Here is a 22783-nt window from a genome sequence, read left to right as displayed (position 1 = left end):
GGTCAGGCGGGCCCGGCCAGCAGCCGGTCGAGGGTCGCCGCGTGGGCGGCCTGGTCGCCGTCGGGATCGAACAGCCAGCGCACCGCCTTCCAGAGCGCCCAGCCGCGCCCCCGGTCCCAGGTGTCGTCGTCGAGGCCGGCGGCCTCGCGGAACACCGCGCGCTCGTCGGTCTCCAGGAACGTCCAGGCGACCACCAGGTCGCAGGCCGGGTCGCCGACGCCGCAGGTGCCGAAGTCGATGACGGCCGACAGCGACCCATCGGACGTGAGCAGGTTGCCGGCCGCGACGTCGCCGTGGAACCAGACCGACGGTCCGGTCCACACCGTGCGAACGGCGCGGTCCCACACGGCTCGGCACGCGTCGGTGTCCACGGCATCGCCCAGCCGGGCGAGCGATTCCTGCACCTGGTCGCCGTACACGCTCACGTGGCAGCCCCGGTAGAACGAGTGCAGCCCCGCGACCGGGCCGCCGTCGGTCGGCACCTCCCGCAGCTCGCGGAGAAAGCCGCCGAGGTCTGACGCGAAGCGCCGCCGGTCGAGCGTCGCGTCGAGGTCGGGGTGCTCGCCGTCGGTCCAGCGCCGGACCGACCAGGGGTGCGGGAAGTACGCCGTCGGCGAGCCCGTCGCGACCGGCTCGGGCACGCGCACCGAGACGTGGCCGGCGATCAGCGGGAGGGCGTGGTCCTCCTTCGCGACGCCGGCGACGTAGCGCTCGTGGCTGGGCAGCCGCACGGCCAGCTCGTCGCCGAGCCGGAACGTCCGGTTGTCGTTGCCCTGCCGACCGACCGTCCGCACCGGGAGGTCGGCCCACTCCGGCATCTGGTCGGCGACGAGCCGGCGCGCGACGTCGGCGGTGGGCTCGTCGTTCACGCCGCCACGCCGCAGCGACGCAGCGCCAGGACCAGGAGCGCCCGCGTCACCTGCACCAGCTCGTCGAGGTCGACCCGCTCCCCTGGGGCGTGCGCCCATCGGATGTCGCCCGGACCGTAGTGCAGGGTCGGGATGCCGCCGATGTTGGTGTAGAGCCTGAGGTCGCTGCCGTAGACACCGGCGACGTTGGGCGGTGCGTCCGCTCCCCCGGCCGCGGCGACCGCCTCGACGGTCTCGCCGACCAGCGGGTGGTCGTCGTCCAGCCAGCCGCTGGCGAACTGGCCGCCGGGCCACGTGACGAGCGGGCGGTTCTCCTGCAGCCACGGGTCGCGGGCGGCGACCTCGGCGACGACGTCCTCGAAGAGCAGCCGAGCCGCCCGCGGGTCCTCGTCGAGCTGCACCCCGAACCGGCCCTCGGCGACGAGCTTGTCGGGGACGTTGGACGACCACTCGCCGGTCTGCACGATGCCGAACGACAGGGCGTAGGGCAGGTCGCTGACGAAGACGCGGTCGATCTCCTTGTTGCGCTCGGCCTCCAGGTCGAGCAGCGCGGCGTGGATCGGCAGGAACGCCTCGAACGCGCTGACCCCCTCGCGGCGCATCGAGCCGTGTGCGGACCGGCCGATCACCTCGATCCGGAAGGTGAGCGCTCCGGCGGTCGCGGTCATCATCTGCGCGCTGGTCGGCTCGGTGATCACGCACGCGTCGCCGCGATGGCCCCGGCGCAGCGTCGCGAACGCGCCCAGGCCCCCGTCCTCCTCGCCGATCACGGAGTGGATCGCGAGCGGCCGCTCCAGCCGGATGCCGGCGTCGCGGATGGTGCGCAGGACGGCGAGGTTGGCGGCGACACCGGCCTTCATGTCGCACGCGCCGCGGCCGTGGAGCGCGTTGTCGCGGATCTCCGCCGAGAACGGGTCGGAGCCGCCCCAGGTCTCGACGTCGCCCGCCGGTACGACGTCGGTGTGGCCGCACAGGACCAGGCCGGGCGCGCCCTCGCCGGCCGTCGTACCGACGACCCCGACGGCGCTGCTGCGCTCCACCTCGACACCGGGGAACCACGGGTCGGCGGCCAGCTCGTCGAGGTCGATGTCCCAGCGGTCGACCTCGGTGTCGAGGTCGCGCAGGGCGGTGGCGACGTGCTCCTGGACCTCGACCTCGGCGTCGGACCCGCCGACGCTGGGGATCCGGACGAGCTCGACGAGGCTCTCGACCAGGGCGTCGGGATCGAGCCGGTCGAGGACGGCGCGTTCGGGTGCCGACAGCGGGACGCTCATGTCCGCGAGTCTGGCACCCCGCGTCCACCGTGCGCCGCGCGGGCTGCGAAGGCCGGGCGGCTCAGTCGGCGTCCCAGCGGAACAGCTTGGCGGCGAGGGCGGTCATCGCCACCGTGAACGCCAGCAGGACCACGGCCGGCTGCACGACGGCCTCGGGTCCCGCGCCCCGCACCATGACGTCGAGCATGCCGTCGTTGAGGTGCCGCAGCGGCAGCACCAGCGAGACGTTCTGCAGCCAGGCCGGCGCGGCATCGAGCGCGAAGAAGGAGCCGCTGAGGAACGCCATCGGCAGGACGAGGAAGTTCGCCATGTTGACCGCTCCCTCGGTGGTCTTGGCGACCGCCCCGGCGAGCAGGCCGAGCGACATGAAGCAGAGCGTGCCGAGCACGAGCAGCGGGACGCTGAGCCACCACCAGCCGGTCAGCTGCAGCCCGAACGCGAAGAAGCCGAGGCCGAGGAAGATCGCCATCTGCACCAGCGCGATCAGCACGGTGACCAGCACCCGCGCGCCGACGATGGTGCGTGCCGGCACCGGCGAGAGCTGCAGCCGGCGCATCAGCTTGCTCTGCCGCCAGCCTTGCAAGGTCGCGGCGGCCCCGAACGAGGCGCTCATCGCGATCGCCCAGCCGAGGAGGCCGGGCGTGACGAACTGGATGGCCTCCAGGGACTCGTCCTCGACCCGCTCGCTCTCGAAGGAGTACGTCGGGGGCTGCCCCGAGGCCGCGACGTTGGCCCCGTCGACGAACGCCCGGAGCGTGCCCTGCGTGACGGCGGCCTTCACCTGGTCCGCCTGCGTGTAGTGCGCGACGAGGGCGTCGCCGTCCTGCTCGATCATCACGTCGGCGTCACCCTTGCGCACGTCCTCGAGCGCCGCGGCCCGGTCGCGGGACCGGGTCACGTCGAACGTCTCGTCGAACGCCTCCCGGGCGCCGGCCGGCAGGTCGTCGACCAGCGAGACCTCACCGACCTGCACCACGGTGATCTTGGCGCTGCTGTCGAAGTTGAAGAGGCCGCCGAACAGCACGAGGAACATCAGCGGGAAGATCAGCGCGAAGAACACCGACGCCTTGTCGCGGAAGAACCCCTTCACGATGGCGACGGAGATCGCCCAGAACGGGGACCGGGCTCGGCCGCGCGCGCGTGGGGTGTTCACGCGGGGTCCCCGCGGCGGTGCGAGCGAAGCGAGCAGCGGCGTGGGGTGCTCATGCGGGATCCCCGCGGCTGTGCGAGCGAAGCGAGCAGCGTCGTGGAGTGCTCATGCCCGGTACTCCCGGCCGGTGAGGTCGAGGAAGACGTCCTCGAGCGTCGCGGCCCTGACCTGCAGGCCCTCGAGGGCGCCACGTGCCGCGAGCTCGGCGAGCACCTCCGACGGCCGCCGGGTGGAGACCACGATCGTCGACTCGTCGTCGACCGCCTCGTCGACGCCCTCGATCGCGGCGGCCTCGTCGAGCGTGACCTGGTGCGGCGCGACGAAGATGCGCACCGGGGCGTCGAGGCCGCGCACCAGCGCCGCCGGCGCGTCGAGCTGCAGGATGGACCCGCGGTCCATGATCGCGACCCGGTCACACAGCGCCTCGGCCTCGTCGAGGTAGTGCGTGGTGAGCACGAGCGTCCGGCCCTCGGCGTTGAGCGAGCGCAGCAGGTCCCACAGGTTGCGGCGCGCCTGCGGGTCGATCGCGGCGGTCGGCTCGTCGAGGAAGACCAGCTCCGGCTCGTGCACCAGCGCGCAGGCGATCGCGAGCCGCTGCACCTGGCCGCCGGAGAGCTTCTCGGTGCGGGTGTCCGCCTTCTCGCCGAGCCCCACGCGCTCCAGCCACGCGTCGGCCTGCGCGGGACCCACGCCGTACAGCGAGGCGAAGGTGCGCAGCTGCTCGCGCGCGGTCAGCCGCTCGAAGAACGCCGACGCCTGGAGCTGCACCCCGATCCGCGGCAGCAGCCGCTGGTTGCGCGGCCAGCTCGCCTCGCCGAGCAGCGTGCACGACCCGGCGTCGGGCCTGCGCAACCCCTCGACCATCTCGAGGATCGTGGTCTTGCCCGCCCCGTTGGGCCCGAGGATCCCGAAGATCTCGCCGGACCCGACCGAGAACGAGACGTCGTCGACGGCGACGAGGTCGCCGTACACCTTGCGCAGCCCCGTCGCCTCGATCGCCACTCCGGACTGCGCGGTCTCGGACGTCATGGTGTGGCGAGCATAGTCCTCACCACGCGCAGCCCGACCGAGAGCCGGGCCAGGTCGGCCTTCTCGTCGGAGCAGATCTCGTCGAGGGTGCCGACCGCGCGGGAGACGACGACCTCGTCGTCCTCCTCCCAGTCGGCGATCCGCACCGGCGCCGGCTGCGCGGAGTCGGTCTCGGTCAGCACCTGCGCGGTCAGCTGCGCGTGGACGGTGTGCAGGTCGTCGCGCAGCGCCGCCCGCGCCATCGTCTGCCACCGGTCGTCGCGCGGCAGCGCGAGGATCCGGGCCACCAGGGCGGACAGGCCGAGCCGCTCGCCGAGCGCGAAGTGCACCCGGGCGACCTCGACCGCGTCGACGTCGTCGCGCTTGGAGGTCTCGACGATGCCGAGCGCCATGTAGGCCGGTGGCAGCACCGCCACCCGGACGGCGAGCTCCTCGGGGACGCCCTTCTCCACCAGCGAGTCGCGCCGGTGCTCGAACGCCGCGAGCTCCCGTCCGGTGAGCAGCTCGGGCAGCGCCTGGACGACCTTCTGGACCGTCACGCCGAAGTAGTCGACGGTGCCCTCGCTGTCGAGCGGGGGCCGCCGGTTGTTGATCAGCCAGCGCGACGCGCGCTCGACGAGCGTGCGCATCTCCAGCCGCATGTGGGTCTGGACGTCGGCCGGGATCTGGTTGTCGAAGGCGTTGACGTCGTGGATGAGCTCCTTGGCGCCGAAGATCTCGCGGGCCACGAAGTTGGCGCGCACCAGCTCGTCGACGGCGGCGCCGGTCTCCTCCGACAGCCGGTGGAAGAACGTGATGCCGGCACCGTTGACGAGCTCGTTGACCACCTGGGTCACGACGATCTGGGTGCGCAGCGGGTGGCTGTTCATCTGCTCGCGGTAGGTGTGCCGCATCGCCGTCGGGAAGTAGCCGAACAGCTCGTTGCGCAGGAACGGGTCGTCCGCGAGGTCGGTCTCGAGCAGCTCGTCGGCCAGCACGATCTTGGTGTAGGCGAGCAGCACCGACAGCTCGGGGACGGTCAGACCCTCCTTGCGCTCGATCCGCGCCGCGACCTCCTTGCGGCCGGGCAGCGCCTCCAGCTCGCGGTCGACCAGGCCGTGCCGCTCGAGCCGGCGGATCCAGTCCTCGTGGACGTGCATCAGGGGTACGGCGTTCGCGGCCGCCGAGGCGAGGGCGAGGTTCTGCTCGTAGTTGTCGTCGAGCACGAGCCGGCCGACCTCGTCGGTCATCGACGCGAGCAGGTCGTTGCGCTGCTTCTGGGTGAGGTCCCCGTTGGCGACCACCTGGTCCAGCAGGATCTTGATGTTGACCTCGTGGTCGGAGGTGTCCACACCGGCGGAGTTGTCGATGAAGTCGGTGTTGATCCGCCCACCGTTGCGGGCGTACTCGATCCGGCCGCGCTGGGTGAGGCCGAGGTTGCCGCCCTCGCCCACCGCCTTGCAGCGCAGCTGGGCGCCGTTGACCCGGATCGGGTCGTTGGCCTTGTCGCCGACCTCGGCGTCGGTCTCGCCGGCCGCCTTGACGTAGGTGCCGATGCCGCCGTTCCAGAGCAGGTCGACGTCGGCGAGCAGGATCGCCCGCATCAGCTCGGCCGGGGTCATCTGGGTGACGTCGGCGTCGAGCGCGAGGGCCCTGCGTACCTGCGGGGTGATCGGGATCGACTTCGCGGAGCGGGGGAAGACGCCGCCACCCTCGGAGATGAGGGACGTGTCGTAGTCCTGCCAGCTCGACCGGGGCAGGTCGAAGAGCCGGCGCCGCTCGACGAACGACGCGGCGGCGTCCGGCTCGGGGTCGAGGAAGATGTCGCGGTGGTCGAAGGCGGCCACCAGGCGGGTGTGCTCGGAGAGCAGCATGCCGTTGCCGAACACGTCTCCGGACATGTCTCCCACGCCGACGCAGGTGAAGTCCTGGGTCTGGCAGTCGATGCCGCGCTCGCGGAAGTGCCGCTGGACCGAGACCCACGCGCCGCGAGCGGTGATGCCCATCGCCTTGTGGTCGTAGCCCACCGAGCCACCGGAGGCGAACGCGTCACCGAGCCAGAAGCCGTAGTCCTGCGCGACCCCGTTGGCGATGTCGCTGAACGTCGCCGTGCCCTTGTCGGCCGCCACGACGAGGTAGGAGTCGTCACCGTCGTGCCGGACGACGTTCGTCGGCGGCACGACCTCGTCGGAGACGAGGTTGTCGGTGATGTCGAGCAGGCCGGAGATGAACGTCTTGTAGCAGGCGACGCCCTCGGCCATCCACGCCTCGCGGTCGCCGGGGTCGGGCAGCTGCTTGCAGAAGAACCCGCCCTTGGCGCCGACCGGGACGATGACGGCGTTCTTCACCATCTGCGCCTTGACCAGGCCGAGGACCTCGGTGCGGAAGTCGTCGCGACGGTCGGACCAGCGCAGGCCGCCGCGGGCGACCGCGCCGAAGCGCAGGTGCACGCCCTCGACGCGCGGGGAGTACACGAAGATCTCGTACTTCGGCCGCGGCTCGGGCAGGTCGGGGATCCGGGAGGGCTCCAGCTTGAACGAGATGTAGGGCTTGGGCCGCCCGTCGTCACCGACCTGGAAGTAGCTCGTGCGCAGGGTCGCCTCGAGGACCGTGAGGTACGAGCGGAGGATGCGGTCGTGGTCGAGGCTGACGACGTCGTCGAGCGCCCGGCTGATCCGCTCGTGCAGCTCCTCGCAGCGCGCGACGCGGGACTCGGAGTCGCTGGCGAGGTCCCCGTTGCGCCCCGGGTCGAAGCGGGCCTCGAACAGGTCGACGAGGTACCGGGTGATGTCGACGTTCTGCTTGAGGGCGTCCTCGATGTAGTCCTGGGCGAACGGCGTGCCGCCCTGGCGCATGTACTTGGCGTAGGCGCGCAGCAGCGTCGCCTGCCGCCAGGTCAGGCCGGCGGCGAGGACGAGGGCGTTGAACCCGTCGATCTCGTTGCGGTCGTCCCACACGGCGGTGACGGCGTCCTGGAACAGCTCGCGGCCGCTCGCCGGCAGCTGCCGGTGGTAGCGCAGTCCGAAGTCGTAGACGTGGCTCTCCCGCGCCAGGCCGACGAGGTCGTAGGGCCGCTCGTCGATCACCTCGACGCCCATCGAGCTGAGCACGGGCAGCACCTGGCTCAGCGACAGCGGGCCTCCCACCCGGAAGACCTTGAGCCGCGCCTCGTGCGGCCCTGAGTCCATCTCCTGGTAGAAGCTCAGGCAGACGCCCTCGTCGCCGCTGAGGCTCTCGAGCCGGCCGAGGTCCACGGCGCCGGTGCGCGGCGGGTAGTCCTCCTTGTAGGCCTCGGGGAACGCGTCGGCGTAGGCCCGCCCGATGCGGGCGCCCTCCTCCTCGCCGTACTCCGCGTGGATCGCCTGGATGAGGTCGTCACGCCAGGACCGGGCGGCGTCGGCGAGCCGGCGCTCGAGGTCCTCCTGGTCGAACTCCGCGATGGTCGCGCCCCTCGGCGGCCGCACCACGAAGTGCAGGCGGGCGAGCATCGACTCGCTGACCCGGGCGGTGTACTCGATCGACTCGCCGCCGAGCTGGTGCTTGAGGATCGCGGCGATCCGCTCGCGCACCTGCGTGGTGTAGCGGTCGCGCGGGAGGTACACCAGGCAGGACAGGTAGCGGCCGTAGGTGTCGCGACGGACGAACAGCCGCAGCTGGCGCCGCTCGCGGGTGTGCAGCACCGCCTCGGCGATCGGCACGAGCTCCTCGATCGGGGTCTGGAAGAGCTCGTCGCGCGGGTAGGTCTCGAGCACGTCCATGAGCGCCTTGCCGGTGTGGCTCAGCGGCTCGAAGCCGGCCCGGTCGATGACCTCCTGCGCCTTGCGCCGGATGACCGGGATGCGGGTCAGGGACTCGGTGTACGCCGCGGACGAGAACAGCCCGAGGAAGCGGCGCTCGCCGTCGACGTCGCCGTTGGCGTCGAAGGTCTTGACGCCGACGTAGTCGAGGTAGACCGGACGGTGCACGGTGGCCTTGGAGTTGGCCTTGGCCAGCACCAGCAGGGTCTTCTCGCGCGCCTTGGCGCGCACCAGCGGCGGCAGCTTGCCGAACGACGAGGACATGTCCTGGTCGGAGCGCAGGATGCCGAAACCCGTGCCGGGGACGGCGCGGAGCATCATCTCGGCCTCGCCGTCGGCGCCGGGGTCGCCCTCCTCGAGCTTGTACTCGCGGTAGCCCAGGAAGGTGAAGTGGTCGTCCGCGAGCCAGGTCAGCAGGGCCTTGCCCTCCTCGACCTCGCGCTCCGGGAGCGGCGGCGGGTCGGCCTCGAGGTCGGAGACGATGTCGCGGGCCTGGGCGCGCATCCGCTCCCAGTCCTCGACCGCCTCGCGCACGTCGAGCAGCACCTTGGTGAGGTTCTGCTCCATCGCCGCGACCTCGTCGGGGCTGGTCTCGCGGTCGATCTCGATGTGCATCCACGACTCGCGGAACACGTCGTGGGGCAGCTCGCTCGACGGGGTCATCTCGTCGTCGACGAGGACCTCCAGGAGCACGCCGGTCATGTCACGGCGGACGAGCAGCTGCGGGTGCACGATGACGTGGACGTCCCGGTTGTCCTCGGTGAGCGCCATGGTCACCGAGTCGACGAGGAACGGCATGTCGTCGGTGACGACCTCGACGACGGTGTGCCCGCCGGCCGACCAGCCGTGCTCGGCGACGGTCGGGGTGAAGACGTGGATGCTGGCGGTGCCCTGGGCCCGGTTGCCGGCCAGCTTGTACTGGCTCATCGCGCCGCCGTAGAGGTCGACCTCGCTGCGGTCGTTGATGTCCTCCGGCGCCACGTGGCGGTAGAAGAGCCGGAGCAGCTGGCCCGCGTCCTCACCCGGCGGACTGCCGGCGCCCTTGCGGCTGACCGCGAGAGATGCGGCCTTGTCGATCAGGTCGTCCTTGGTCTCTTCCAGCGTCGTACGCACGCAGCACTCAGCCCTTGTCACGTCTCGTGAACGGCACGCCGTTGTGCCGCCAAGGCGACACTATTCCCCGCGCTCCGGACCCACCAACAGGGGCACGCGGGCCGCCTCCGGAACGGGCCTACAGGTGGCTGCGCAGCTCCCACAGCAACGGGTAGTAGCGCAGGTCGAGCCGGCTGCGCAGGTACTCCGCGCCCGACGACCCGCCGGTGCCGGTCTTGGTGCCGATCATCCGCTCGACCATCACCACGTGCCGGGCCCGCCAGGCGGCGGCGTTCTCGTCGTGCTGGAGCAGCGCCTCGGCGAGCGCCCAGACGTCGGCGTACCGGCTGCGGTCGTGGGCGGCACGCCGTACGGCGTCCGTGATCTCGGCGTCCGAGCCGGTCGGGAGCCCCTTGCTGTCCAGCACGTGCACGAAGGCGTCCCACAGGGTCGGCTCCTCCAGCCGGCGCCGGAGCCGGTCCCTCTCGGCCTCGGTCAGGCCGCGGAAGCGCTGCACGAACGACGGGTCCTTGGCGCCGGAGAGGAACTCGAGCTCGCGGAACTGGACCGACTGGAAGCCGCTGGCGGGCGCCAGCTTCTGCCGGAACTGGAGGAAGTCCTGCGGCGTCATGGTCTCGAGCACGTCGACCTGCTGGACGAGCACGCGCTCGACGACGTGCATCCGGCCGAGGAGGTGCTGGGCCCACCACAACCGGTTGTCATCGGTCTGCCCGGAGCGCGCCGACAGCATCGCGTCGCGGGCGGCGGTGGCCTCGTGGAGGAGCTGCTGGAACCACAGCTCGTAGACCTGGTGGATGGTGATGAACAGCAGCTCGTCGTGCGCGGGCGGGTCGGACTCCAGCGTCTGGGCGGAGAGGAGCCGGCCGAGCTGCAGGTAGCTGCCGTAGGTCAGCCGGGCACCCTGCTCGCCGAACTGGACGTCGACGCCGCCCCACTCGCCCGCGTAGTCAGCCTGGTCCCGGTCCGTGTCGTCGGTCACGGCGGACACCGTAGTCTCCCGCCATGAAGTTCAGCCACGAGATCCGCTACGCCGCGAGCGCGGCGGACGTCTACGCCATGCTCGCCGACGAGTCGTTCCGCGAGCAGGTCTGCTCCGCCGGCGGCGCGCTGCGCTCGTCCGCCGCCATCAGCCAGAACGGCGGCGGCATGGCGGTCGAGGTCGACCAGACGCTGCCCGCCACCGGCATCCCGTCGTTCGCCACGAAGTTCGTGGGCGACGAGATCCGGGTCGTGCAGAAGGAGTCCTGGAAGGACGGCTCGCGCGCGGACCTCGAGGTGCTGATCCCCGGCAAGCCCGGCCACATGCGCGGCACCGTCACCCTGGCCGAGAACGGCGGCGAGACCGTCGAGACCGTCATCGGCGACATCAAGGTGTCGATCCCCCTCCTCGGCGGCAAGCTCGAAGCCCTGATCGGCGATCTGCTCGCCTCCGCGCTGCGCAACGAGCAGCGGGTCGGCCGCACCTGGCTGGCCGGCTGACGGTGCCCACGGCCGCCGGCGACCCGGTCGTGCCGCGCGGCGGCGACCGCAACACGTCAGTGCGCGCGGTGGCCGTCGTCGTGCGCGACCGGAGGGTGCTCGTGATGAAGCGGCACTACCGCGGCGAGGACTATGCCGTGCTGCCCGGAGGCGGTGTCGACGAGGGCGAGTCGCAGGAGGCGGCCGCCGTGCGCGAGCTGCTCGAGGAGACGACCCTGCGCGGCTCGGTCGCCGGTGTGCTGCTCAGCGGGACGCACAACGGCCGGCCGGCGACGTACTTCCTGCTGGCGGACGTGACCGGCGAGCCGGTGCTGTCGGGGCCGGAGGCCGACGCGCAGGCGGAGGACAACCGGTTCGAGCTGGTCTGGGCGGCCGCGGCCGACCTGGAGCGGCTGGGCCTGCACCCGCCGCACCTGCGCGACGACCTGCCTCGCCTGCTCGGACTCACCTGAGCGGGTCAGCGCCCTCGTCGCGCTCGACCTCGGCGCGCTCCTCCTCGATCGCGCGCCGGCGCTGGAGCGCGACCACGATGCCGAGCACGACGAACGGGCCGAAGGCGAGCAGCAGCACCAGCACCTGCTCGTAGGCGTGCAGCGCCCCGAGGTGCAGGGGGACCGGCGTGACCATGCCGTCATTGTCCCGCCGGGCGTGCGTCCGGCGTCCGGCGGGCCGTCCGGTGTGACCTTCGCGACCCGAACGCCCGGAATGTCCCCCCACCGGTCGCTGTTGTGGCTTCAAGCAAGCGCACCCGACCCCTCTGGGAGGAACTCCCGCATGTCCGAGCTGTTCGCCCCGCTCACGATGAAGTCCTGGGACCTGCCGCACCGCATCCTGCTCGCGCCGATGACCCGCTCCCGCGCCGCGGAGGGCATGGTGCCGACCGAGCTCACCGCGGAGTACTACGCCCAGCGCGCGTCCGCGGCCCTCATCGTCACCGAGGGCACCCAGCCCAGCGCCGTCGGCCAGGGCTACCTGACCACGCCCGGCCTCCACACCGACGAGCAGGTCGAGGGCTGGCGCCGCGTCGCCGACGCCGTGCACGCCCGCGACGGACGCATCGTCGCCCAGATCATGCACGCCGGCCGCGTCGCGCACCCCGACAACAAGGGCGGCCTCGAGACCGTCGCGCCCAGCGCGGTGCAGGCGCCCGGCCAGATGTTCACCGCCCACGGCATGCAGCCGATGGCCCTCCCCCGCGAGCTCGCCACCGAGGAGATCCCCGGCGTGGTCGAGGAGTTCGCCCAGGCCGCGCGCAACGCCGTCGCCGCCGGGCTCGACGGGGTCGAGGTGCACGGCGCCAACGGCTACCTGATCCACCAGTTCCTCGCGCCCAGCACCAACGTGCGGACCGACGGGTACGGCGGCAGCCCCGCCGCCCGCGCCCGCTTCGCGATCGAGGTCGTCACCGCGGTCGCCGAGGCGATCGGCCCCGACAAGGTCGGCCTGCGCATCTCCCCCGGCAACGGCGCGAACGGTGCCGTCGAGGACGACGCCGACGACCTCGAGGCGACGTACTCCGCGCTCGTCGAGGGGATCGCCCCGCTCGGCATCGCGTACCTGTCGGTGCACAACGACCCCCGCGAGGACCTCGTCAAGCGGCTGCGCGGGATCTTCGGCGGCACGCTGGTCGCCAACGACGGCTTCGCCAACATGACGTCGAAGGAGAGCGCGCAGCAGATGCTCGACCTCGGCCTCGCCGACGCCGTCGCGGTCGGCCGCCAGTTCCTGGCCAACCCCGACCTGCCGCGCCGCTGGGAGCTCGACGCCGAGCTCAACGAGCCCGACCCGGCGACCTTCTACGGCGGCGACCACCGCGGCTACACGGACTACCCGGCGCTCAGCGCCTGACGCACCGCAACCGAGCACTACCGATATCGGTAGTCCAGGAGTGACCCCGGGGTCACCCTGCGACTACCGATATCGGTATGTCGGGGGTCAGCCCAGGTCCATGAAGGGGTAGCGGTAGTCGGTCGGCGGGTCGAAGGTCTCCTTGACCGAGCGCGGCGAGGTCCAGCGCAGCAGGTTGGACGCAGCGCCGGCCTTGTCGTTGGTGCCCGAGGCGCGACCGCCACCGAACGGCTGCTGGCCGACGACCGCGCCGGTCGGCTTGTCGTTGACGTAGAAGTTGCCCGCGGCGAAGCGCAGCCGGTCGGTCGCCCAGGCGATCGCGCGCCGGTCCTGCGCGATGACGGCGCCGGTGAGGGCGTACGGCGCGATGGACTCCATCTGGTCCACGACCTTCTCGAAGTTCGCGTCGTCGTAGACGTGGACGGCGAGGATCGGGCCGAAGTACTCCGTGGTGAACATCTGGTCGGTCGGGTCGCCGCCCTCGACGACGGTGGGCCGGACGAAGTAGCCCACCGAGTCGTCGACCTTGCCGCCGGCCACGACGTCGAGCGTCTTGGAGCGCTTCGCCCGCGCGATCGCCTTCTTGTGCTTGGCGAACGCCCGGTCGTCGATGACGGCGCCCATGAAGTTGGAGAAGTCGGTGACGTCGCCGACGTGGATCGACTCGACCTCGTCGATGAACCGGTCGCGGACCTTCTTCCACACCGACCGGGCGACGTACGCCCGCGAGGCGGCCGAGCACTTCTGGCCCTGGAACTCGAAGGCACCGCGCAGCATGGCGACCCGCAGCACGTCGGGGTCGGCCGAGGGGTGCGCGACGATGAAGTCCTTGCCGCCGGTCTCGCCGACGATGCGCGGGTAGGAGCGGTACGACGCGATGTTGGCGCCCACCGTGGACCACAGGTGCTGGAACGTCGGGGTGGAGCCGGTGAAGTGGATGCCGGCGAGGTCGGGGTGCTTGAGCGCGACCTCCGACACGGCGAGTCCGTCGCCGGGGAGCATGTTGATGACGCCGGGCGGCATCCCGGCCTCCTCGAGCAGCTCCATCGTCAGGTGCGCGGCGAGCTGCTGCGTCGGCGACGGCTTCCAGATCACCGTGTTGCCCATCAGCGCCGGGGCGGTGGGCAGGTTGCCGGCGATCGCGGTGAAGTTGAACGGCGTGATCGCGTAGACGAAGCCCTCGAGCGGCCGGTGGTCGGTGCGGTTCCAGATGCCGCGCGAGTTGGCGATCGGCTGCTCGGCCAGGATGCCGCGCGCGTAGTGCACGTTGTAGCGCCAGAAGTCGATCAGCTCGCAGGCGCTGTCGATCTCGGCCTGGAACGCCGTCTTCGACTGGCCCAGCATCGTGGCGGCGTTGATCCGCTGGCGCCACGGCCCGGCGAGCAGGTCGGCGGCCTTGAGCAGCACCGCCGCGCGGTCGTCGAACGACATCGCCGCCCACTCCGGCGCGGCCTCCTGCGAGGCCTTGATCGCCGCGCGGGCGTCGGCCTGGGTGGCGTTCTTCAGCACGCCGAGCACGTGCCCGTGGTCGTGCGGCTGGACGACCGGCGTCTCCGCGCCACCACCCATCTTCTTCGTGCCGCCGATCGTGGCGGTCAGCTCCAGCTGAATGTCCTCCTGGCGCTTGAGCTCCAGCTCCAGGGCCGCCCGCTCGGGGGTGCCCGGGGCGTAGGTGAGGTTCGGCTCGTTGACGGGAGCCGGAGGGGTGGTGATGGCGTCCATGCCGCCGATGGTGTCAGACCGCCGTACCACGACCAACCCCGGCCAACTCCGCCCGGGGCCGCGGGTACGGCGCCGCATAGGGTGGGCCGCATGCCGCACCAGCCGCACCCGCGCACGTTCCAGGTCACCCCGCGCAACACCTGGGTGCTGCCGGAGCAGAAGGTCGTCTACGTGTCGGCCGCCAAGGTCGCCTGCACGACCCTGAAGTGGATGGTGTCGGACCTCGCGGGCGAGGACCACCGCCGCATCGACACCGTCGCCAGCGGCATGCAGAGCCGGCTGATGACCATCCACCCGGGGCGGTCGCTCCTGCAGCACGTGACGTCGGTGCACACGATGCCGGTCGACGAGGTGGCGCGGATCAGCCCCGACAACGGGTGGTTCGTGTTCGGCGCGCTGCGCGACCCGTGGAGCCGGCTGTGGTCGGCCTGGCAGTCGAAGTTCCTCGTCCGCGCCAACCGGTACGTCCGCAACTACCGCGACGAGCCGTTCTTCCCGCGGGTGCCGCAGCGGGCCGCCGACATCGTCGAGGACTTCCGCACCTTCGTCGAGCTCGCCCCCTGGACGACCGACCCGCGCCTCGCCGAGGACCTGCACTTCCGGCCGCAGGTGCGCGCGCTGCAGCCCGAGGCGATCCCGTTCACCCGCATCTACGACCTGCGCGAGTTCGGCACGATGACCGCCGACCTGCACGCGCACCTGCAGTCGATCGGCAAGGACAAGGAGCTCTACGTCCCCCGCGCCAACGAGACCCCGGTCCCGATGTCCAGGGAGGTCTGGGCGGGTGGGCTCAAGGAGCGCGTCGAGCAGCTGTACCGCGAGGACTTCGACGCCTTCGGCGAGCGGTGGGACTTCGACCGGCTCAAGTTCGCTCCCGACGGCTGGACCCAGGACGCCGTCAACCACGCGGCGTTCCAGACCGAGGCCAACGACTGGATCGGCCAGGTGTGGGCGTCCGGCAAGCGGTGGCGCCGGCAGCGCGACGAGGTCGCCCGCAGGCTGCGCGCGACCGAGCGCCGGATCGACAAGGCGGAGCAGCGCGTCAAGCGCCTCCAGGCCCGGCACGACCGGCTCCGGGCCAAGGCGTGACCGCGGCGGCCGGGACCTAGACTGCCCGTCATGTCCACCGCCCAGCCGACGCCTGCACCGTCGCCGTCCGGGACACCGACCGAGCCGCACACCGACCGGTTCCTGAAGACCCCGGGCAACTCCTTCGTGCTGCCCGAGCACCGGCTCGTCTACATGTCGACGACGAAGGTCGCCTGCACGAGCCTGAAGTGGATGGTCGCCGACCTCGCCGGCGAGGACCTCGACGTGTTCCGCAACGGGTCCAGCGGCGTGCAGAGCCGGCTGATGACGATCCACCGCGGGCGTGGCCGCTTCAAGCACGCCACCGGTCTCAACAAGCTCACCGCCGCGCAGGTCGAGGAGATCGCCGCGGAGAACGGCTGGTTCGTGTTCGGCCTGCTGCGCGACCCGTGGAGCCGGCTGTGGTCGGCCTGGCAGTCGAAGTTCCTCGTGCGCCACCACCGCTACCGCACCAACTTCGCCGACCAGCCGTTCTTCCCCCGGGTGCCGAGCAAGGCCTCCGACGTGGTCGAGGACTTCCGCCGGTTCGTCGAGCTGCACCCGTGGACGACCGACCCGATCCTGAAGAACGACAACCACTTCCACACCCAGATGCGCTGGCTGAAGCCGGACGAGATCCCCTACTCGCGCGTCTACGACCTGCGCGACTTCCGCACGTTCACCGACGACCTGCACCTGCACCTGCGCGGGCTCGGCAAGGACCAGGAGCTCTACCTGCCGCGGGCCAACGAGACCCCGCTGCCGATGACCCGCGAGGTGATGGCAGGCGGCGTCAAGGAGGCGATCGAGGAGCTGTACGCCGAGGACTTCGCCGCCTACGGCCACCGCTGGGACTTCGAGCGGCTCAAGTTCGCGCCGGACGGCTGGAACGACGACGCGATCGCCCACGCGGCGTACCACACCGTCGCCAACGACTGGATCGACCAGGTCAACACCACCGGCAAGCAGTGGCGCGACGAGCGGGACGCCGTACGCCGCAAGCACCGCCAGGCGCGCAAGCGGCTGCGCCGGCTCGAGGCCCGGGCCGAGCGGCTCAAGGCCGACAACCAGCGGCTCGGCGGCGGCACCGGTTCGCTGGCGGGACGCGTCGTGGGTGCCGCCAGGCACCCGCGGGCCGCGGCCGGCAAGGTCGCCCGCCGCCTGCGCGGCTGAACCGCTAGTCGGTCACCCCGAGCAGGTCGCCGATCTCCTGGGTGGCGAACCACGCCAGCTCGTGGTCGAGCGCCCGGTCGGCGAGCGCCTCGGCCTCCTGCTCGTCGGCGTCCTCGGACCGCAACGCCGCCGCGGCCGCGCGGACGTCGTCCCCGGCCTCGGGCAGGTCGACCAGCACGGACTCGACCTTCCGGAACGGCACGACCTCCTCGACGCTGACCAGCGTCGGGTCGTCGGCTCCCTCGGCGGGCCGCACGGTCTCGGCGTCCACCGCCAGCACGACCCGGCGTGGGTCGTCGTCCTCTCGGATCAGCACGAGCGAGGCGCGCGAGGCGGCCGCGGCGGCGGCGTACTCCCACTCCTCCTCGGCTCCGTCGTCGTAGGCCGCCCGCAGGGCATCGGTCACCGCGTGCGCCACGAACGGCGCCGGTCCGATCCCGTCGGCGGTCACGAGGTCGCGCAGACCGGTCATCGAGCTGGGCACGTAGACCCGGGTCGTCATGTCGTCGTCACCTTCTTGCGGCCGCGCGGGGCGCGCGGCCGGCTGTCGCTGGCGGAGTCGACGAGCTCCTCGAGCGCCTCGACCAGGCACTGCGCGAGAACGTCGAGGTCGGGCACGGCGTCACGGTCGCCGTTGAGCCCGAAGTACACGTGGCCGTCGTACGACGTCACCCCGATCGCGAGCGCGTGCCCCGGCAGCAGCGGCGGGACGGGGTAGCTCTCGAGCATCGGCGCACCGGCGGCGTACAACGGGAACTGCGGTCCCGGCACGTTGGTGATCACCAGGTGGAAGCCCCGGCGCGTCTGCGCCGCGGCGACCCGAGCGCCGAGGGCGTGGAACGTCGTCGGGGCGAACCCGGCGACGCCCGCGAGCCGGTCGGCCGCGACCGCGCGGCCGGTCTCCTTGTGCGCCTTGAGCGCGTAGGACACCTGGTGCAGGCGCACCACCGGGCTCGACTCGCCGACCGGGAGGTTGAGCAGGTGCCCGGCGACCTGGCTGCCGAGCGAGGTCGGCTCGAGGTCGTTGTCGATCACGCCCATCGGCACCATGGCGCGGAACGTGCGGCTGCCGTGGACCGACTCGGCGCGGGTCATCAGCCAGGCGCGCAGGGCGCCGGTGATGGTCGCGAGGATCACGTCGTTGACGGTGCCGCCGTGCCGACGGCGGACCTTGCGGTAGTCCTCGAGCCGGGTCTTGACGGTCGCGAACCGGCGCTGCTCGGAGAGCGCAGCGCTGAGCGGCGAGTCCGGCGACGCGCGGCGGCTCGACAGGGCGCCCAGCGCGTCCAGGGCACGCACCCCGGCCGACCCCGCCGAGCGCAGCGTGCTCTCGGCGTTGTCGCGCGCGGTCGCGACCGCCGTACGCGGATGGCGCAGGGTGTCCCCGATCGCGTCGGCCAGCATCCGCGCCGGGCTCGGGGAGTCGAGCGGGCGCCAGTCGTCGTGGACGGTGTCGCCCAGCTCGGGCTCGACGTCCAGGATCACCTGGCCGAGGTCCACGGTCGAGACACCGTCGACCAGCACCTGGTGGGACTTGGTCAGGATCGCGAACCGACCCTGGTCCAGCCCTTCGATCAGGTACACCTCCCACAACGGCCGGTTGCGGTCGAGCTGTCGCGAGACGATGCGCGCGGTCAGCTCGCGCAGCTGCTCGATCGAGCCCGGCTTCGGCAGCGCCGAACGGCGCACGTGGAAGGTCAGGTCGAAGTCGTCGTCGTCCACCCACACCGGGCTGGCGAGCCGGCCCGGCACCGTCCGCAGCCGCTGGCGGTAGCGCGGCACGAAGGCGATCCGGTCGGCGATCAACCCGACCAGCGTGTCGTAGTCGAAGCCGGCCCGGTCCCCTTCCGGCTGCGAGAAGACCTCGAGGGTCGCGTTGTGCATCGGCGTGCTCGCCGACTCGGTGACCAGGAAGGCCATGTCCTCGGAGCGGAGTCGCTCGCTCATCGCACTCCTCCCGCCTCGGTCCGGTCGCGCCTCGGGCGCCCGGCTCGGGGACGCCTTGTCCGTTATGGGATTCTGGCACGGTGCTGCTGACGACTCACGGAGGGTGCTGAGGTGGTCTTCGCCCACGGCATCGGCGGCGCGAAGGACCTGCCGATCCCGGCCGAGTACGCCATCGCGGGCGCGGGCGCCGCCCTCGCGGTCTCGTTCATCGTGCTGGCACTCGCCTGGCGCACGCCGCGCTTCGACGGTCGCAACGGCGGACGCCCGGCACCGCGCTGGCTCGCCACGGTCGTCGACTCGCCGGTCTTCGCGTGGACGCTGCGGCTGCTCGGCCTGGTGTTCTTCCTGTACGTCGGTTGGGCCGCCGTCGCCGGCCCCGACCTGCTCGTCAACCCGACGTTCGGCGTCTTCTACGTCTTCCTGTGGGTCGGGATCGTCCCGGCGTCGCTGGCGTTCGGGCCGTTCTACCGGGCGGTGAACCCGGTTCGCACCATCCACCTGCTGTTCTCCAAGGCGACCGGAGGCGACCCCGAGGAGGGTCTCGTCGAGCTCCCCCGCTGGGTCGGCTACTGGCCGGCGGCCCTGGGGTTGTTCGCGTTCGTCTGGTTCGAGCTGGTGTACCCGTCCTCCACCTACCTCGGTCCGCTGCGGCTCTGGGTCGCGGTGTACGTCGCCGTCGGCGTCCTCGGCGGCGCGGTCTTCGGCAGCCGGTGGATCGCCCAGGCCGACCCGTTCGAGGTGTACTCCACGCTGGTCGGGCGGCTCTCCTTCTTCGGCCGGCGCGAGGAGGACGGCGCGCTGGTGCTGCGCAGCCCGCTGAACAACCTCGACGGTGTCCGCCCCCGACCCGGGCTGGTCGGCGTCGTGGCGGTGCTGTTCGGCAGCACGGCGTTCGACTCGTTCAAGGACTCCAGCGCGTGGCTGCAGTTCTCCCAGTCGTCACCGGTCGACTCGACGCTGCTCAACACCACGGCTCTCGTGGTGTTCTGCGCCATCGTCGCCGGTTCGTTCGCGCTCGCCACGATGGCCACCGGCGTCGGCGACGGCGTCGAGCGGCGGTCGCTGCCGAACCGGTTCGCGCACTCGGTCGTGCCGATCATCGTCGGCTACATCGTGGCGCACTACCTGAGCTACTTCGTCGAGGTCGGCCAGCAGACGCTGGTGCTGCTCAGCGACCCGTTGGGACGCGGCGACGACTTCCTCGGCACCGGCGACTGGCAGACGAGCTACTGGCTCTCGTCGCACCCGACGTTCCTGTCGGTCTCGAAGGTCGTCGCCGTCGTGACCGGCCACGTGCTCGGCGTCATCGCCGCGCACGACCGCGCGATCAAGCTGCTCCCGCCGCGCCACCAGCTCACCGGCCAGCTCCCCCTGCTGTTCGTGATGGTGTTCTACACGGTCAGCGGGCTCTACCTGCTGTTCGGCGCCTGAGCCTGCGACCACCTCCCTCGGGTCGTTCGCCGAGCACGCCGTCGGCCACCGCGGCCACGGCACGGCGTAGGGTCGAGTCGCCCGCCTCGACCAGGCTGCGTCCGGCCATCAGCGCCCGGTCGGCGCCGGCGCGGTCGTCGGGCACGAAGTGCACGTCGCGGGGACGGACGAAGCCCTCGACCATCCCGTGGATCTCGCTCTCGCTCCAGCCCAGGGAGGCACGGGTGCGGTTGACCACGACCCGCACCGCGGCGTCGGGCCGCAGGTCGTGCAGGTCGACCAGGCCGCGGGCGAGCCGGGACAGCCCGACCGGGTCGGCGGCACCGACGACCACGACCTCGTCGGCCCGCGCCAGGGCCGCGGTGGTCATCAGGTTTCGCTGCGGTCCGGTCGCGAACGGGTCGTCCTGGTCGCCTTCGAGGCTGAACCCGACGTCGACGAGGACCCAGTCGGCCAGTGTCGCCGCGGCGTCCAGCACGTCGTCGTAGGTCGCCGGCCGGACCTCGAGCCAGCGGTCGGGGCGGGGCAGCCCGGTGAGCACCCGCAGCGGCGAGCCGTCGGACCCGACGCAGCGCGCGAGCGCGGCCAGACGGGTCGCGTCGAGCTCGCCGGCGTTGGCGGCGCGGGCGGCGGCGAGCAGCCCCGAGGCACCGTCGAGGACGCCGAGGTGCTGCGCCACGGCACCGCCGTAGGGGTCGGCGTCCAGCAGCAGCACCGACCGGTCGCGGTGCGCGATCTCGGCGGCGAGCCCGACCGCGAGCGTGGTGCGCCCGGGGGCACCGGCAGGCCCCCAGACCACGACGAGACGCGCGGCGGCCCCGCGCCCGGCCGCGACACCGGAGGGCTCGAACACCTCCTCGATCGGCGCGCCGCCCCCGCCCGGCGGCCCGGCACCGGCGCCGGCGCTCGCCGCGGCGTCACGCAGCGCGTCGTCGACCCCGCCGAGGTCGGGACCGACGATGCCGCGGACCCCGAGCCGGTGCAGCCGGTCACGGACGGCAGCGCCGCCGTCGGCGGTGTCGACGGCCACGACGCCGACGCCCGAGCGGGCGAGCACGGACACCGTGTCGGCGTCGAGGCCGGGCAGACCCGCGTCGACCAGCGCCGCGCGGGCGAGTCCGGTGGAGGCGGAGGCCACCAGGTCGGTGAGGTCGACGCAACGCTTGTGCACGGCCACGCCGCCACCGCGGCGCCCCAGCCGCTCGACCGCGCTCGACTCCCACGTCGCGGAGCCGGCCGCCACGAGCACCGGCACGTCCCCCGTGGCGGCGTTCACGGCCGGCGCACCAGCACCACGTGGCCGGAGGACAGCCGGGCCAGCGCCTCGGGAAGCCCGCTCTCCTGGGACGGCTCGACGCCGACGATGACCTGCCGGGCCGCGGCGGGACCGAGCGCCGTACCGCCGCGGGAGAGGCTGACCACGCGCACGCCCTCGAGCACGAGCGCGGCCCGCGAGCCGGCCGCGTCGTCGAGCGCGCCTTCGGGGCCGGGCGCGACCCAGACGTCGACCACGGAGCCCGACCGCACCGTCGCCGGGACCGACTCGCCGGGCACGCTGAGCGGCACCTCGAGCACCTCGGGACGCTCCCCCACCACGAGCGCTCCCCGCGGCAGCAGCTCGCCGGCCCCGACGTCGCGCGCCAGCGTCATGTCGGCGGGGAGGGGCTGGTCGGCGGAGACGTAGGAGTCGGCGTCGGCCTGGTCGGTGAACCGGACCTCGCGCCGCTCGAGGGCGTCGAGCCCCACCGGCTCGCCGGCCGAGAGGTCGTCGCGCACCGCCCAGACGTCCACGGTCTCCTCGCCGGTGAGCAGCAGCGCACCGGCGAGCCCGGAGGCGGCGACGACCACGACGCCGACGAGCAGCCGCGGGTCGCGCCAGACGCTGCCGCGGTGCCGGGTGGCCCGCGGCGACGCCGGGAGTGCGCGGCTGTCGGTGAGGGTCATGCGGCACATTCTGCTCACAAACGCCGACATCGAACCGTCGTCATCCACAGGCCCCCGCCCCGTCGACGGTTCCGGCGCCGGCGCGCTGGCATCATGTGCTCCGTGCCCGACCAGCCGACCGAGCCGCCCGGCGCGCGCGAGCCGCGGTTCCTGACGCTCGCCGACGTCGCCGAGATCCTCGCGACGAGCGTGTCACAGGTGCGTGCCCTGGTGCGCAACCGAGAGCTGCGCGCGATCCAGATCGGCGGCCGAGGCCAGTGGCGGGTCGAGACGGTGGAGCTGGAGAAGTTCATCGCCCGGATGTACGCCGAGGCCGACGCCCGCGACCCCGAGCACCAGCACGACCCGGTCGACTAGCTGCTCTCGGGGGCTCAGCCCCGTCGTGCGCCGGCCACAGCGCCCAGGGCGACGACCACGACCCCACCATCGGGGTCGGCGAGCTCGACGAAGTCGGCACCCACCCGGCGGGGCGTGCCGCGCACGGTGCCGCCGTCGAGGAGGTGGACGAGCACCGGGTCGCGCTCCTCGGCGACCCCGCGCAGCGCGGACCCCAGCCCGAGCCGAGCGGTCGGCGCGCGGTGGCGCGGGTCCACGGCCCGCTCCCCCAGCCCGCGCACCTGGTCGAGCGCGGCGATGCGGACCAGCCACTCGTGCGGGTCCGTCTCGAGCAGCATCCAGTCGGAGCCGACCCGGGCCAGCCGGCCGTCGAGCGCGCCGACACCGCGCACGCCGAGACGCACCCGGGAGCCGACCGCGCCGTGCAGGCGTGAGGCGAGGTCGACCGCGGCGTACTCCGAACGGCCGAGCTCGGCCAGCTCGGCGTCGCGGGTACCGAGCGCGAGCCCCTCGGCCTGCTGCTCGAGGTCGTCGAAGACGGCGAGCAGGCGCTCCTCCCAGTGCATGCGCCGACCGTACCCGCGCCTCCCTGTGGACGAACGGTTGACGAACCACACCCAACTG

The 22783-nt window shown here is 72.4% G+C and carries 20 protein-coding genes; 7 read left to right on the top strand and 13 right to left on the bottom strand.

Going from position 1 to position 22783, the window contains the following annotated elements:
* Positions 1 to 2: 2 nt before the first annotated feature.
* From ETU37_RS07870 to ETU37_RS07845, 6 genes are all read right to left on the bottom strand, one after another.
* Positions 3 to 869: an aminoglycoside phosphotransferase family protein gene (locus ETU37_RS07870; protein WP_206053792.1), complete on the bottom strand. Its 867-nt coding sequence runs from the start codon at positions 867 to 869 to the stop codon at positions 3 to 5.
* Positions 866 to 2143 (bottom strand): ArgE/DapE family deacylase, encoded by a 1278-nt coding sequence (locus ETU37_RS07865; protein WP_129986688.1) that lies wholly within the window; start codon positions 2141 to 2143, stop codon positions 866 to 868. Before ETU37_RS07865 ends, ETU37_RS07870 begins: the two co-directional genes overlap by 4 nt.
* 61 nt (positions 2144 to 2204) lie before the next feature.
* Positions 2205 to 3296 carry an ABC transporter permease gene (locus tag ETU37_RS07860; protein WP_206053791.1) on the bottom strand — a complete coding sequence of 364 codons (1092 nt, stop codon included), beginning with the start codon at positions 3294 to 3296 and terminating at the stop codon, positions 2205 to 2207.
* Between the two features lie 102 nt (positions 3297 to 3398).
* Positions 3399 to 4322 carry an ABC transporter ATP-binding protein gene (locus ETU37_RS07855; RefSeq protein WP_129986687.1) on the bottom strand — a complete coding sequence of 308 codons (924 nt, stop codon included), beginning with the start codon at positions 4320 to 4322 and terminating at the stop codon, positions 3399 to 3401.
* Positions 4319 to 9211 (bottom strand): NAD-glutamate dehydrogenase, encoded by a 4893-nt coding sequence (locus ETU37_RS07850; RefSeq protein ID WP_129986686.1) that lies wholly within the window; start codon positions 9209 to 9211, stop codon positions 4319 to 4321. The genes ETU37_RS07855 and ETU37_RS07850 overlap by 4 nt, the downstream gene beginning before the upstream one ends.
* 118 nt (positions 9212 to 9329) lie before the next feature.
* Positions 9330 to 10190 carry a tryptophan 2,3-dioxygenase gene (locus tag ETU37_RS07845; protein ID WP_129986685.1) on the bottom strand — a complete coding sequence of 287 codons (861 nt, stop codon included), beginning with the start codon at positions 10188 to 10190 and terminating at the stop codon, positions 9330 to 9332.
* 23 nt (positions 10191 to 10213) lie between these two features.
* Between ETU37_RS07845 and ETU37_RS07840 the strand changes: the two genes are divergently transcribed.
* On the top strand, positions 10214 to 10690 hold the full coding sequence (locus ETU37_RS07840; protein ID WP_129986684.1) for a DUF2505 domain-containing protein: 477 nt from the start codon (positions 10214 to 10216) through the stop codon (positions 10688 to 10690).
* A gap of 2 nt (positions 10691 to 10692) precedes the next feature.
* A complete protein-coding gene (locus ETU37_RS07835; RefSeq protein WP_276319679.1) occupies positions 10693 to 11142 on the top strand; it encodes an NUDIX domain-containing protein in 450 nt (149 codons plus the stop codon).
* Here the strand turns inward: ETU37_RS07835 and ETU37_RS07830 are convergent.
* The gene (locus ETU37_RS07830) at positions 11135 to 11317 is read right to left on the bottom strand and encodes a hypothetical protein (RefSeq protein WP_129986683.1); all 183 of its coding nucleotides are present in this window, start codon (positions 11315 to 11317) and stop codon (positions 11135 to 11137) included. The genes ETU37_RS07835 and ETU37_RS07830 overlap by 8 nt on opposite strands.
* A gap of 147 nt (positions 11318 to 11464) precedes the next feature.
* Here ETU37_RS07830 and ETU37_RS07825 point away from each other — a divergent pair, with 147 nt between their 5' ends.
* Positions 11465 to 12538, top strand: a complete 1074-nt coding sequence (locus ETU37_RS07825) for an alkene reductase (RefSeq protein ID WP_129986682.1) — start codon at positions 11465 to 11467, stop codon at positions 12536 to 12538.
* Positions 12539 to 12625: 87 nt separating this feature from the next.
* Here ETU37_RS07825 and pruA read toward each other — a convergent pair whose 3' ends face one another.
* Positions 12626 to 14260 carry an L-glutamate gamma-semialdehyde dehydrogenase gene (gene pruA, locus ETU37_RS07820; protein ID WP_129986681.1) on the bottom strand — a complete coding sequence of 545 codons (1635 nt, stop codon included), beginning with the start codon at positions 14258 to 14260 and terminating at the stop codon, positions 12626 to 12628.
* Positions 14261 to 14350: 90 nt separating this feature from the next.
* Between pruA and ETU37_RS07815 the strand changes: the two genes are divergently transcribed.
* Positions 14351 to 15349, top strand: coding sequence for a sulfotransferase family 2 domain-containing protein (locus tag ETU37_RS07815; protein ID WP_129986680.1), 999 nt, complete (start codon positions 14351 to 14353; stop codon positions 15347 to 15349).
* A 30-nt stretch (positions 15350 to 15379) separates the two neighbouring features.
* Positions 15380 to 16501 (top strand): sulfotransferase family 2 domain-containing protein, encoded by a 1122-nt coding sequence (locus tag ETU37_RS07810; protein WP_129986679.1) that lies wholly within the window; start codon positions 15380 to 15382, stop codon positions 16499 to 16501.
* Between the two features lie 4 nt (positions 16502 to 16505).
* Here ETU37_RS07810 and ETU37_RS07805 read toward each other — a convergent pair whose 3' ends face one another.
* The gene (locus tag ETU37_RS07805; protein WP_129986678.1) at positions 16506 to 17003 is read right to left on the bottom strand and encodes a DUF6912 family protein; all 498 of its coding nucleotides are present in this window, start codon (positions 17001 to 17003) and stop codon (positions 16506 to 16508) included.
* The gene (locus ETU37_RS07800; RefSeq protein WP_129986677.1) at positions 17000 to 18448 is read right to left on the bottom strand and encodes a WS/DGAT/MGAT family O-acyltransferase; all 1449 of its coding nucleotides are present in this window, start codon (positions 18446 to 18448) and stop codon (positions 17000 to 17002) included. The genes ETU37_RS07805 and ETU37_RS07800 overlap by 4 nt, the downstream gene beginning before the upstream one ends.
* 111 nt (positions 18449 to 18559) lie before the next feature.
* Between ETU37_RS07800 and ETU37_RS07795 the strand changes: the two genes are divergently transcribed.
* Complete coding sequence (locus tag ETU37_RS07795) at positions 18560 to 19879, top strand: hypothetical protein (RefSeq protein WP_129986676.1); 1320 nt, start codon at positions 18560 to 18562, stop codon at positions 19877 to 19879.
* Here ETU37_RS07795 and ETU37_RS07790 read toward each other — a convergent pair.
* Both ETU37_RS07790 and ETU37_RS07785 read right to left on the bottom strand, forming a co-directional pair.
* Positions 19848 to 21155 (bottom strand): CpaE/TadZ family protein, encoded by a 1308-nt coding sequence (locus ETU37_RS07790; RefSeq protein WP_240755614.1) that lies wholly within the window; start codon positions 21153 to 21155, stop codon positions 19848 to 19850. The two genes, ETU37_RS07795 and ETU37_RS07790, sit on opposite strands and share 32 nt — an antisense overlap.
* Positions 21152 to 21823: a CpaB family protein gene (locus tag ETU37_RS07785; RefSeq protein WP_129986675.1), complete on the bottom strand. Its 672-nt coding sequence runs from the start codon at positions 21821 to 21823 to the stop codon at positions 21152 to 21154. The genes ETU37_RS07790 and ETU37_RS07785 overlap by 4 nt, the downstream gene beginning before the upstream one ends.
* Positions 21824 to 21925: 102 nt before the next feature.
* Between ETU37_RS07785 and ETU37_RS07780 the strand changes: the two genes are divergently transcribed.
* A complete protein-coding gene (locus ETU37_RS07780; protein ID WP_240755613.1) occupies positions 21926 to 22180 on the top strand; it encodes a helix-turn-helix domain-containing protein in 255 nt (84 codons plus the stop codon).
* 14 nt (positions 22181 to 22194) lie between these two features.
* On the opposite strand, the gene ETU37_RS07775 is transcribed toward ETU37_RS07780, so the two are convergent.
* A complete protein-coding gene (locus ETU37_RS07775; RefSeq protein ID WP_129986673.1) occupies positions 22195 to 22725 on the bottom strand; it encodes a hypothetical protein in 531 nt (176 codons plus the stop codon).
* Positions 22726 to 22783: the final 58 nt, after the last annotated feature.

Source organism: Nocardioides iriomotensis (assembly GCF_004168035.1).
GTDB lineage: Bacteria > Actinomycetota > Actinomycetes > Propionibacteriales > Nocardioidaceae > Nocardioides_B > Nocardioides_B iriomotensis.
Note: the sequence above shows the minus strand (reverse complement) of the source record. Positions and strands in the feature narration are given on the sequence as shown.